General features: G+C 72.0%; 11 protein-coding genes. 3 read left to right on the top strand and 8 right to left on the bottom strand.

Features of this window, described 5'->3' with window-relative positions; genetic code table 11:
- From EJV46_RS13510 to exbB, 7 genes are all read right to left on the bottom strand, one after another.
- Positions 1-3,195, bottom strand: coding sequence for an efflux RND transporter permease subunit (locus EJV46_RS13510; protein ID WP_131549160.1), 3,195 nt, complete (start codon positions 3,193-3,195; stop codon positions 1-3).
- Entirely contained in the window at positions 3,192-4,670 is a 1,479-nt protein-coding gene (locus EJV46_RS13515; RefSeq protein WP_131549161.1) for an efflux RND transporter periplasmic adaptor subunit, read from the bottom strand. The genes EJV46_RS13510 and EJV46_RS13515 overlap by 4 nt, the downstream gene beginning before the upstream one ends.
- 19 nt (positions 4,671-4,689) lie before the next feature.
- A complete protein-coding gene (locus EJV46_RS13520) occupies positions 4,690-6,108 on the bottom strand; it encodes an efflux transporter outer membrane subunit (RefSeq protein WP_131549162.1) in 1,419 nt (472 codons plus the stop codon).
- Between the two features lie 209 nt (positions 6,109-6,317).
- Entirely contained in the window at positions 6,318-6,941 is a 624-nt protein-coding gene (locus EJV46_RS13525; RefSeq protein ID WP_131549163.1) for a pyridoxamine 5'-phosphate oxidase family protein, read from the bottom strand.
- Between the two features lie 42 nt (positions 6,942-6,983).
- A complete protein-coding gene (locus tag EJV46_RS13530; RefSeq protein ID WP_131549164.1) occupies positions 6,984-7,760 on the bottom strand; it encodes an energy transducer TonB in 777 nt (258 codons plus the stop codon).
- On the bottom strand, positions 7,757-8,182 hold the full coding sequence (gene exbD, locus EJV46_RS13535; RefSeq protein ID WP_131549165.1) for a TonB system transport protein ExbD: 426 nt from the start codon (positions 8,180-8,182) through the stop codon (positions 7,757-7,759). The genes EJV46_RS13530 and exbD overlap by 4 nt, the downstream gene beginning before the upstream one ends.
- A gap of 6 nt (positions 8,183-8,188) precedes the next feature.
- Entirely contained in the window at positions 8,189-9,010 is an 822-nt protein-coding gene (exbB, locus tag EJV46_RS13540) for a tonB-system energizer ExbB (RefSeq protein WP_131549166.1), read from the bottom strand.
- Between the two features lie 370 nt (positions 9,011-9,380).
- Between exbB and EJV46_RS13545 the strand changes: the two genes are divergently transcribed.
- Positions 9,381-9,779 (top strand): RidA family protein, encoded by a 399-nt coding sequence (locus EJV46_RS13545; RefSeq protein ID WP_131549167.1) that lies wholly within the window; start codon positions 9,381-9,383, stop codon positions 9,777-9,779.
- Between the two features lie 5 nt (positions 9,780-9,784).
- Positions 9,785-10,738, top strand: a complete 954-nt coding sequence (locus tag EJV46_RS13550) for a tripartite tricarboxylate transporter substrate binding protein (RefSeq protein ID WP_131549168.1) — start codon at positions 9,785-9,787, stop codon at positions 10,736-10,738.
- Positions 10,739-10,770: 32 nt separating this feature from the next.
- On the opposite strand, the gene EJV46_RS13555 is transcribed toward EJV46_RS13550, so the two are convergent.
- The gene (locus EJV46_RS13555; protein WP_131549169.1) at positions 10,771-11,166 is read right to left on the bottom strand and encodes a carboxymuconolactone decarboxylase family protein; all 396 of its coding nucleotides are present in this window, start codon (positions 11,164-11,166) and stop codon (positions 10,771-10,773) included.
- Between the two features lie 203 nt (positions 11,167-11,369).
- Here EJV46_RS13555 and wrbA point away from each other — a divergent pair, with 203 nt between their 5' ends.
- Positions 11,370-11,969: an NAD(P)H:quinone oxidoreductase gene (wrbA, locus tag EJV46_RS13560; protein ID WP_131549170.1), complete on the top strand. Its 600-nt coding sequence runs from the start codon at positions 11,370-11,372 to the stop codon at positions 11,967-11,969.
- Positions 11,970-12,049: the final 80 nt, after the last annotated feature.

Raw genomic sequence — 12,049 nt, forward strand, 5'->3', positions numbered from 1 at the left:
CTATTCCGCCGGCGCGCCGTGCGGGGCCGGCGGCGCGGCGGCCGGCCGGCCTTGCAGGCGGGTGCGGAGCTGCTCCAGCGCCAGGTAGATCACCGGCGTGGTGTAGAGCGTGATGACCTGGCTCAGCAGCAGGCCGCCGATCACCGAGACGCCGAGCGGCAGGCGCAGCTCGCTGCCCGGCCCGCCGCCCAGCACCAGGGGCACGGCGCCGAGGAGGGCGGCCATGGTCGTCATCATGATCGGGCGGAAGCGCAGCACGCTCGCCTCGTAGATCGCGTCGCGCGGGGAGCGGCCGTGATCGCGCTGCGCCTCCAGGGCGAAGTCGATCATCATGATGGCGTTCTTCTTCACGATGCCCATCAGCAGCACGATGCCGATGAGCCCCACCACCGAGAGGTCCAGCCCCATGCCCCAGAGCGCCAGCAGCGCCCCGATGCCGGCCGAGGGCAGGGTGGAGAGGATGGTGATCGGATGGATCACGCTTTCGTAGAGGATGCCCAGCACCAGGTAGATCACGACCACCGCGGCCAGGATCAGGTAGGGCGAGCTGCGCAGCGAGGTGTTGAACTCCGCCGCGTCGCCGGAGAACTCGCCGGTGATGGTGTCGGGCAGGCCCATGGCGCGCTCGATCCGCTCGATCTCCTGCACCGCGTCGCCCAGCGAATAGCCGGGCGCCAGGTCGAAGCCGATGGTGACGGCGGGGAACTGGTCCTGGCGGGTGACGGTGAGCGGGCCGGCGCGGCGACTGATGGTGGCGATGGCGCTGAGCGGCACCTGGTAGTTGCCGGCGGCGCTGGCCGAGGTGGCGGTCACGGTGGCGCCCGAGGTCACCTGGGTGGCGCCGGTGCTGCCGCCCTGGCCGCTGGAACTGCCGGGCACGCGCAGCAGGCCGATCAGCGAGGGATCGTCGCGGATCTCGGGCGTCGTCTCCAGCACCACGCGGTACTGGTTGGACTGCGCGTAGATGGTGGAGATCTGCCGCTGGCCGAAGGCGTCGTAGAGGATGTCGTCCACCGCCTGCATGGTGACGCCGAGCTGCGCCGCGCGGTCGCGGTCGACCTCGACATGCACGCGCAGCCCGCCGTCGCGCTGGTCGCTGGTGAGGTGGCGCAGCGCCGGCGCCTGGGCCAGCCGCTCCACGAGCCGCGGCGCCCATTCGCGGAGCTGGACGGGGTCGGAATCGGTGAGCGTGTAGAGGTATTGCGTGCTGGCGATGCGGGCGCCGATCTGGATGTCCTGCACGGCCTGGATTCGCGTGTCGACGCCCGCTATGGCGGCCAGGCGCGGCGCCAGCCGGTCGGCGATCTGCTGGGCATTGGCATCGCGGTCGGCGCGCGGCTTCAGGATGGCGGTGATGCGCCCGGCATTCGCCGCCGTGTTCACCGTCCCCGCGCCCGCGACGGAGGTGACGCCCGCCACGTCCGGATCCTGCTGCACCGCCGCTGCCACCTGCTGCTGAAGGGCGACGACCCGGGCGAAGGAGGCGTCCTGCGGCGCCTCGGTGGTGATCACCAGCAGCCCGGTGTCCTGCGCGGGGAGGAAGCCCTTGGGCATGACGATGTAGAGGCCGACCGTGCCGGCGATGGTCGCCGCCGTCAGCGCCAGCATCAGCCCCTCGTGCCGCAGCACCCAGCGCAGGCTGGTGGCGTAATGCTCGCGCATCCAGTCGAAGCCGCGCTCGAACTGGCGCGAGAGCCAGCCCGGCCGGTCCTCCCCGGCCGGGCGCAGCATGCGGCCCGTCATCATCGGCGTCAGCGTGAGCGAGACCACCATCGAGACGATCACGGCGATGGTCAGCGTGAGCGCGAATTCGCGGAAGAGGCGGCCGACCACGCCGGACATGAACAGCAGCGGGATGAAGACGGCGATCAGCGAGACGGTCAGCGAGACGATGGTGAAGCCGATCTGCTTCGCGCCCTTGTAGGCGGCGGCGAGGGGGGATTCGCCCTCCTCGATCAGGCGCACGATGTTCTCGATCATCACGATGGCGTCGTCGACCACGAAGCCCGTCGCGATGGTCAGCGCCATCAGCGACAGGTTGTCCATGGAGAAGCCGCAGACCGCCATGACGCCGAAGGTGCCGATGATCGACAGCGGCAGGGCCACGCCGGGGATGAGCGTCGCGCGCGCCGAGCGCAGGAAGAGGTAGATCACCGCCACCACGAGGATCACCGAGAGCACCAGGTGGAACTGCACCTCGTGCACCGAGGCGCGGATGGTCTCCGTCCGGTCGGCGACGACGGTGAGCGTGATGCCGCCCGGCAGCGCGCCCTGCAGCTGCTCGAGCTGCGCGCGCACGCGGTCCACGGTCTCCACGATATTGGCGCCGGGCTGGCGCTGCACGTCGATGAGCACGGCGCGCTGCCCGTTGAACCAGGCGGCGTTCAGCGTGTTCTCGAGACCGTCCACCACGGCGCCCACGTCGGAGAGCCGCACGGGCGCGCCGTTGCGGTAGGCGATCACGAGATGGGCGAAGGCGGCGGCCGAGCTGATCTGGTCGTTCGCCATCACGGTCGAGGCCTGGTGCGGCCCGTCCAGCGAGCCCTTGGGCCCCGCCTGGTTCGCGCCCACGACGGTGCTGCGGATATCCTCCAGCGACAGTCCGTAGGAGGCGAGCCGGCGCGGGTCGGCCTGGATGCGCACGGCCGGGCGCATATTGCCCTGCACCGTCACCCGGCCGACGCCGGTCACCTGCGAGAGCCGCTGGGCCAGCAGCGAATCCGCGGAATCCGAGACGCGGTAGATGGGGATGGAATCCGAGGTCAGCGCCAGCGTCATGATCGGCGGATCGGCCGGGTTCACCTTCGCATAGGTGGGCGGGTAGGGCAGGTTCTGCGGCAGGGTGCCGCGCGCGGCGTTGATCGCGGCCTGCACGTCCTGCGCGGCGTCGTCGATGTTGCGGTCCAGGTTGAACTGCAGGGTGATGCGGCTGGTGCCCGGGCCGCTGATCGAGGTGACGGAGGTCAGCCCCGAGATCTGGTTGAGCTGCCGCTCCAGCGAGGCCGCGATCTGCAGCGAGATGGTCTCGGGCGAGGCGCCGGGAAGCTGGGTGCTCACCTCGATCGTCGGGAAGTCCACCTCCGGCAGGGCGGAGACGGGCAGCTTCATGTAGCCGAAGAGCCCGGCCAGCAGCACCGCCACCGCGAGGAGCGAGGTGGCGACGGGCCGGGTGATGAAGGGCGCGGAGACGTTCACGGCGTCGTCGCGGCCGGGCGCTGCCCGCCCTGCGGCGGGGCCTGTCGGCCCTCGCCCGAAGTCCCGTCGCCGCGGCGGCCCTGGCGGGCCTCGCCCGAGGCGGGGTTGCCGGCGCCGGCCTGGCCTGGAGGCCCGCCGGCCGCGGGGCGCTGTCCAGCCTGGCCGCCGGGGAAGCGGCGGCCGCGCGTCGGCGCCACATAGGCCGGCACCACGGGCTCGATCACCTGCACCTGTGCCCCGGCATTCAGCCGCAGCGCGCCGGAGGTGACCACCTTCTCGTCCGGCTGCAGGCCGCGCGTCACCACGGCGTCCGTTGCGTTGATGAAGCCCGTCGTGATCGGGCGCTGCTCGACCGTGTTGTCGTCCTTCAGCACGAAGGCATAGGTGCCGTCCGGCCCACGCTGCACCGCGACGAGCGGGATCGTCAGGGCTTCGCGGATGGTGGCGGCCAGCATCCGCACGTTCACGAAGGCGCCGGGCCAGAGAAGCCGCTCGGGATTGGGGAAGGTGGCCTTCAGCTTGATGGTGCCGGTGGTCTGGTCCACCTGGTTGTCGGGCGTGAGCAGCGTGCCGGTGGCCCGCGTCGAGCCGTCGGCCGCGACGACGATCACCTCGACCGGCCCTTCGCGCATGGCGGTCAGGATGCGCGGCAGGTCCTGTTGCGGCAGGGTGAAGAGGACGCTGATCGGGTCGACCTGCGTCACGACCACGAGTCCGTTGGCGTCGCCCGAGCGCACGAGGTTGCCCTGGTCCACCTGGCGCAGGCCGACGCGCCCGTCCACCGGCGAGCGGATCGTCGTGTAGTCGAGCTGGATGCGCGCGGTGTCGACCGCCGCCTGGTCGGCCTGCACCAGCGCCTCGTTCTGGGCGACGAGGGCGCGCTGCGTGTCGAGCTGCTGGCGCGAGGCGCCGTTGTTGCGCGAGAGGTCGACATAGCGCTGCAGGTCGAGCCGAGAATTGGCCAGCACCGCCTGGTCCTGCGCCAGCTTGGCCTCGGCCTGGGCGACGGCGGCGGCATAGGTGCGCGGGTCGATGCGGGCCAGCACGTCGCCGCGGCGGACCTCCTGGCCCTCGGTGAAGGCAACCTCGACCAGGATGCCGTCCACCTGCGAGCGCACGGTGATGGTGTTGAGCGCCTGCACGGTGCCGAGCGCGTCGAGCAGGACGGGCAGGTCCTTCCGCGTGGCCGGCGCCACGGTGACCGGGACGGCGCCGCCGCCGAAGCGGCCGCGCGCGCCGCCGGGCCCCTGCTGGGCCGGCTGGCCGGAGAACTTGGCGGAGAGCTGCGGCCAGTAGTACCAGGCCGCGCCGCCGGCGCTGCCCAGGATCAGCAGCCAGACGAGCCAGCCCACCCAGCGGCGGCGCGGCCGTGCCGGCGGCCCGGCCTCCGGATGGTCGGGAGCGGGCAGGGCCGGGCGGACCGGCGGCGCGGGCAGCGCCTTCACGGGCTCGATGGGGAGGGGCGTATCGGGCATGGGTGGCTTCCCTGGGGCCTCAGGACCATCCGCCGCCGAGCGCGCGGAAGAGTCCGACCGCCGCCTGGAGCTTCAGGAGCCGAACCTGCGTGAGCTGGTTGCGGGTGTTGAAGAGGGCCTGCTGCGTGTTCAGCAGGGTCAGGAGGTCGATCGTCCCCGCGCGCAGCTGCGCCTCGGAGATGGCATAGGCGCGCTCGGCGCTGCGGGTCGCCGAGGCCTGGAGGGCTTCCTGGTCCGTCGTCTCGCGCAACGCCACGATCGCGCTCTCCACATCCACCAGCGCGGCGACGATCGCCAGCCGGTAGTTCTCCAGGATCTCCTCGGCCTGGGCCTGGGTCAGCCGGTACTGCGCCCGGAGCTGGCCGAGCTGGAAGATGGGCTGGGTGAGCCCCGTGGCCAAGGAATACAGCGCCGAGCCCGGCCGCAGCAGGTTCTCGATCGCGATGTTCTGGAAGCCGCCGCTGGCGGTCAGCGTGATGGAGGGGAACATGGCCGTGCGGGCCTGCTCCACGCTGGCCTGGACGGCGGCGAGCGTGGCCTCGGCCAGCCAGACGTCGGGCCGGCGCTGCATCACCTCGGAGGGAAGGCCGGGCCGTGGGGCCGGCACGCGGATATCGGCCAGGGCCATTCTCGGCCGCGCCACGAGCTCCGGGGTCTGCCCGGTGAGGGTACCCAGCGAGTAGGTGTTCTGGTCGATCGACTGGCGCAGCGGCGGGATCGCGGCGCGCTGCTGCTCCACCAGGGTCTGCTGCTGCGCGATGTCGAGCCCCGTGCCCGTGCCGGCGGCGAGCCGCTGCTGCAGCAGCGTCAGAATGCGCTGCGCCGCCTCCAGGTTGGCCTGCTGGATGGCGAGCTGCTCGCGCGAGGCGAGGATCTGGAAATAGGTGTTTGCGACCGAGGCCTCGGTGGTCACCGCGACGGCGGCCACGTCGAAGCGGCTGGCCCGTGCGTTCTGCTCGGCCGAGACCACCCCGGCGCGGTTCTTGCCCCAGAAGTCGATCTCGTAGCTGGCCTGCAGGCCGGTCTGGAACAGCTCGCGCTGGACGAAGCGGCGGCCGCCCGAGCCGGACAGGTTGACCGCCGTCGCGGTCTGCACGGGCGACTGGCTGCGCGTGGCGCTGCCGGTCAGGTTCCCGGAGGGCAGCAGCGCCTGGCCGGCGATGCGGACCTGGGCATCGGCCTGCCGGACGCGCGCGATGGCGGCGCGGATGTCGAAATTGGCCAGCACCGCGCGCTCCATGAGGGCGTCGAGTTCGGGCGAGCCGAAGCCGCGCCACCAGAGCGGATCGGGCCAGTTGGCCGGCTCGGCCGTCGCCGAGGCGAGCTGCGGGGGCAAAGGGATTCCGGAATCGGGACGGGGCCGGAAGGTCGAGCAGCCGGCAAGCGGCAAGACCGCAAGCGCCAGCGAGGCGCGGCGGGACAGGAATCGGGGTGGCATCACGGCGCCCTTATGCAGGCATCGCGCATGCGGCGCAGCAACTGTTACCCTTTGCAAATATTGCCAACAATGGCGTCACCTCCGCGCGCGGGACCGCCCTGGCGGGGCGCGCAGGGCTGGGCGCCGAATACCCCGGCCGGGGCCCGGCGACACCATCAACGGCCAGGAACCTGGCAAGCCTGTGGCGGTTGCCCGGCGGCTGGACGGTCTCAGGCGCGCGGCGGCTCCAGGCTGCCGACCTCGGCGCGATGTGCGTCGTCCCGCGGCAGGGCGTCGCGGATATAGTCCCTCGCCTTCCAGGCGGGCGGCGGCGGCGCATGGCCGGGCGCCGGGGGATGCGGGCTCGGCGCGACAAGCCGCATCTCGGGGATGTAGCGCGGGCAATTGGGGTAGACGTAGTCGGCCTCGAAGCGGATCACGGACTTTGCGCCGGCATGGCGCGCCAGCGCCTCCGGATCGCGCAGCAGGGTGGCGTCGCCGGTGAGCCGGGTGCGGTTGGCCGTCGCATCGAACCTGATGAAGAGCAGCCCGACCCGCGGGCTGCACAGGATGTTGCCGGCCGTGCGGTACATGGAATTGCCGTCGTATTCCGGCCATTCGAGCGCCGAGGGCCCGACCACCTTCACGAAGCCCGGCGCGCCGCCCCGGAAGCTGCAATCCACCGCCTCTCCATGGGCGGTCGCGATGAAGAAGAAGGGCACGGAGGTGAAGAGCGCGATCTCCTCCGGCCAGAAGTCGCGATGCTTGCGGCGGCTCTCCAGCGCATCCGCGACCCTTCGGCCGTCGAAGGCATCCTGCAACTGGCGCATGCCGTCGTGGTACATGGAACTCATCGGCGTCCTCCCCGGGGAGGAGCCTACATCATCGCGCGGCCCTCAGCGCAGCGAGAACCGCACCGGCACGGTCAGCGAGATCGGATTGCCCGTGACCTCCTCCGGCGGCGGGGGCAGCGGCGAGGCGCGCCGGGCCAGCTCCAGCGTCTCCTCGTCCAGCGCGTGGTGGCCGGAGGTCCGCGCGATGCGGGCGGCCAGCACCTGGCCGGCGCGGTCCATGGTGAAGTGCAGGTGGACCACGCCCTCCTCGCGCCGCGCGCGCGCGGTCTCGGGATAGCGCCGGACCGCCTGAAGCCGCGCCATGAGCCGGCCCTGCCAGCTCGAGACCCCGCCGCCGCCGGCGCGCGGTGCCGTGGCCGTTCCCGGGCTGGCGGGCGCCGCGACGGGCGCCGGCGCGGCCACCTCGGAAGGCGGCGCCTGGCTCGTCACGGCCTGCGGCTGGGGCGGGCGGGGCCGGGGCGGCCGGCGCTGCGGCGGGGGCGGCGTGGGGGGTGGAGGCGGGGTCGGCAGCGCGACCTCGGGCGTCACCTCGGGCGGCGGCGGCTCCGGCGGCGGGGGAGGGGGTTCCTCGGCCTGCGGCGGAGGCGGGGCGGCGTTCGCCTCTTCCGGCTCCGGGACGGGCTCCTCGGCGGGCGGCGCGGGGGCGAGGTCGATCAGGACGGCATCGGTCGCCGCCAGCCGCTCCAGCGGCCTGTGCTGGACCAGCATCGCCGCCACGCCGCCGGCGTGCAGCGCCAGGACGACGGCGAGGGCGGCGCTCCAGCGCGGCTTCGTCTCGCCCGCGCCGGCGCCGCTCCAGGAGAGGCTGGCGCCGCTCACGGGTTCTGGCTCGCATCCAGCCCGACGAGGGCGAGCTTGAGGTAGCCGGCCGTGCGCAGCAGGTTCATCGCCTCGGTGAGCTCGCCATAGGGCACGACCGTATCGGCGCGCAGGAAGACGCGCTGGTCGCGATCGTTGCCGGAGGCCTCGTCGAGCGCCGCGCGAAGTCCCTCGCGGGAAACCGGCGCATCGCCCAGGGCGAGGGTGAGGTCGGAGCGCAGGGTGAGGAAGATCGGCTTGTCCGGCCGCGGCTGCTGCGTCGCGGTGCTGGAGGGCAGGTCCACCGGCACGTCCACCGTGGCGAGGGGGGCCGCGACCATGAAGACGATCAGCAGCACCAGCACCACGTCGATGAAGGGCGTGACGTTGATGTCGTGGGTCTCGGCGAGCTCGTCGTCGCCGCCGCCAAGCTGGAAGGCCATCGCTGCTTACTCCGCCACCATCCGGACGTGCCGGCGGCCCGGATGGTCGAGCTCGCGCGAGAGCAGGCGCATGGTCTCGGCCACGCTGTCGGCCAGCAGCGCCTTGTGCGCCGTCACGCCGCGCGCGAAGGCATTGTAGAGGATCACGGCCGGAATGGCGGCGACGAGGCCGATGCCCGTCGCCAGCAGCGCCTCGGCGATGCCCGGCGCGACGATGGCGAGGTTCGTCGTCTGCGCGCGCGAGATGCCGATGAAGCTGTTCATGATGCCCCAGACCGTGCCGAAGAGGCCGACGAAGGGCGCGACCGAGCCGATCGAGGCCAGCAGGCCGGTTCCCCGGGAGAGGTGGCGGCCCGCATTCGCGACGATGCGCTCCAGCCGCCAGCCCACGCGCTCCTGCACGGCCTCGCGCTGGGCACCCTCGCTGGTAGCGACCTCGACGGCGGCGGTGCGGGCGAGCGCGGCGCAGGCGCCCGGCCGCTCCGCCAGCGCGCGGGCCGCGTCGTTCAGGTCCTTGGCATGGGCCAGGACGGCCAGGCCCGCCCGGGCGCGGCGATTGGCGCCCATCAGCTCGAAGGTCTTGGCGAGGGCGACGGTCCAGGTCAGCACGGAGGCCAGGGCCAGGCCGGCCATCACGAGCTGCACGACGATGTCCGCATGGGCAAACATGCCCCAGGGCGAGAGGTCGACGGGCAGCATGGCGCGCGCGGCGCTGGCCGGCGCGGCGGCCGCGCCGGGCACCGGATCCTGCGCATGGGCCTGTCCGGCAAGGATCGCCTGTGCGGCAAGGAACGACAGCCCGACGGGGGCCAGGACTCGCTTCAGCATGACAGTCACTTTCCTAGGCTGGCGTCGCCGCGCGCCGGCAGGCCGGTGAAGAGAAGCGGCAGGGCCGATCCCGCCGGGAAGACGCCTTGCGCCCAGGCATCCCGGGGTCGGAGCCGCCATGCAGTCAGCGCGAAACCGTCGCGGGAGGACATTGTGTGGTGCAATCTCGCCAGATGCTGGTGGGTGCCCCATGGCCCCTGCCGGGATCGGCACCGGTAACGCAACTGAGAGTCGTTCGCAATAGCGGGGAGATTCTCCTTTTTTTCATCCGGCGCAGGCGGGGCCGGGCGGCGAGGCGCCGCCCTGGACTTGTCCTGCGCCACAACCCCCGCCGATACTCCTTATAAGCACCATCCAGAAGGAACGTTCCATGCCCAAGACCCAGATCACCTCACCGAAGATCGGCAAGCCCAGCGGCCATTTCGCCCATGCAACCGTCGTCGAGGCGCGCGGCCGCATCGTGTTCGTCTCCGGCATGCTGGCGAAGGATTCGGAGGGGAAGATCGTGGGCGTGGGCGACATCGAGAGGCAGACGATCCAGGTCTGCGAGAACATCAAGGCGGCGATGGAGGCCGCGGGCGGCACGCTCGACGACATCTGCCGCGTCGATGTCTTCGTGCGCAACATGGAGCAGTTCGACATGATCCATAAGGTGCGTCGCCAGTACTTCACCGGCTCGCCGCCCGCCTCGACCATGGTGGAGACGCCGAAGATGACGACGCCGGACGCGCTCATCGAGATGAGCGCCATCGCCGTGCTGCAGGATTGAGCACGATGCGCCGCCTTCTCCTCGCCCTTGCCGCGGCCGCGGCGCCCATGCTGGCGCAGGCCCAGGGGGCACCTCCCGGCTTCACGCCGGGCCGTCCGCTGCAGCTCCTGGTCAGCTTTCCGCCCGGCGGCGCCACCGACCTGCTCGCGCGCGCCATCGCCCAGGCCATGGGCCACGAGCTCGGCCAGAACATCGCCGTCATCAACCGCGACGGCGGGGCCGGCTCGGTGGGCGCGGCGGCGCTCGCCCAGGCGCGCCCGGACGGCTACACGCTCGGCTTCACGACCTCGACCTCGGTGGGCCTCCAGCCGCATCTGAACCCGAGCCTGCCCTACCGGCTGAACTCCTTCACGCCGATCTGCCAGACCTTCGAGCTCGTCTTCGCCCTCGCCGTCTCGCCCGAGAGTCCCCATCGCACGGCCGCCGACCTCGCCGCCGCGGCACGGGCGCGGCCGGGCGCGCTCTCCTTCGGCGTGAACGGCACGGGCAGCGCCGCGCATCTCGCCATGGCGGAATTCCTGCGCGCCGCGAATGTGCAGATGCTGCACGTGCCCTATCGCGGCGACGCGCCCGTCGTGCCGGCGCTGCGCAGCGGCGATGTCGCGGCCGGATCGCTGGCCGCGAGCCTCGCGGATTCGCAGGGGCTGCGGATGCTCGGCATCTTCTCGAACGCGCCGAACCCGTACTTCCCGAACGTGCCGACGCTGCCCTCGCAGGGCTTCGCGGCCACGCAGTCGGTGATCGGGGGCGTGCTGGCGCCGGCCGGGCTCGAGGCTCCGGTCCGCGCCGCGCTGGAGCGCGCCTGCGAGGCGGGGCTGCGCTCGGAGGGCTACCGCACCGTGGCCGAACGGCTGCGCGAGCGCGTCGCCTATCTGGACGGCGCGGCTTTCGGCGCGGCCATCGAGGCGGACGTCGCCTCGAAGCGCGCGCTCCTGGATGCGCTGGGAATCCGCCCGTAGCGCCGATGAGGGGCCCGGCTTCCGCCGGCCCCTCAGATCGCCCCCTGCTCCTTGAGCACCTGCTCGGCGAGCCGCAGCGCGTCGATCGCGGCCGGGAAGCCGCAATAGGCGACGGCGTGGGTGAAGACCTCGCTGATCTCCTCGGCCGTGCAGCCATTGTTCAGCGCGGCCACCAGGTGGATGCGCAGCTCGTGCGGATGGTTCAGCGCGCAGATCATCGCGAGGGTGATCAGGCTGCGCTGCTTGCGGTCCAGCCCCGGGCGGGTCCAGAGCGTGGCATAGGCCATCTCCTCGGAGAGCGCGCGGACGGCGGCGTTGAACGGGTTGGTGCCCTTGTCGCGCGCCTCGGTATAGGCGCTGCCCAGGATCTCGCGCATCTCGGCGCGGCCCCTCGCGCGCAGGGCTTCATGGGCGGCGTTCTCGTTCATGGTGTTTCCCTCCGGTGATCCGGCCAAGGGTAGGGGCTTCCCCCCGGGCCGCAAGCGACGGCGGAAGGCGCCGGCCTTGTCTCTCCCATGCGCCTTGTCTCTCCCATGCGCCTGGTCTCTCCCATGCACGGGATTGGAAAACGGCGCGGCCTCCCAAGATTGCTTCCTGGCGGGGCTCTCCCTCGCCCAACCGGGAGGTCGCTATGGCCAAGGTTCTGGTCCTCTACTACTCGTCCTACGGACATATCGAGACGATGGCCGGCGCCATCGCCGAAGGAGCCCGGGCGGCGGGCGCCCAGGTCGACATCAAGCGCGTGCCGGAGACGGTATCCGCGGATATCGCCAAAGCGGCCCACTTCAAGCTCGACCAGGCCGCGCCCGTCGCGACCGTCGCCGAACTCGCCGATTACGACGCGATCGTCATCGGCACCGGCACGCGCTTCGGTCGCATCTCCGCGCAGATGGCCGCCTTCCTCGATCAGGCCGGCGGGCTCTGGGCGCGCGGCGCGCTGCACGGCAAGGTCGGGGCCGCCTTCACCTCGACGGCGACCCAGCATGGCGGGCAGGAGACGACGCTCTTCTCGATCATCACGAACCTGCTGCATTTCGGCCTGGTCATCGTAGGCCTGCCCTACAGCCATCAGGGCCAGATGACGTTGACCGAGATCGTCGGCGGCGCGCCCTACGGCGCCACGACCATCGCGGGCGGGGACGGCTCGCGCCAGCCGAGCGAGATCGAGCTGGCCGGTGCCCGCCATCAGGGCGAGCTGGTCGCGAAGACGGCGGCGAAGCTCTTCGGCTGAGCCCGCATCCGGTTCCCGGCCGGCAGGGATGAGCGAGTTGAGGGGGCGGCCCGCGCTCTTCCAGCGGAACCGGGCTGTCG

This window comes from Roseococcus sp. SYP-B2431 (genome assembly GCF_004336745.1).
Classification (GTDB): domain Bacteria; phylum Pseudomonadota; class Alphaproteobacteria; order Acetobacterales; family Acetobacteraceae; genus Roseococcus.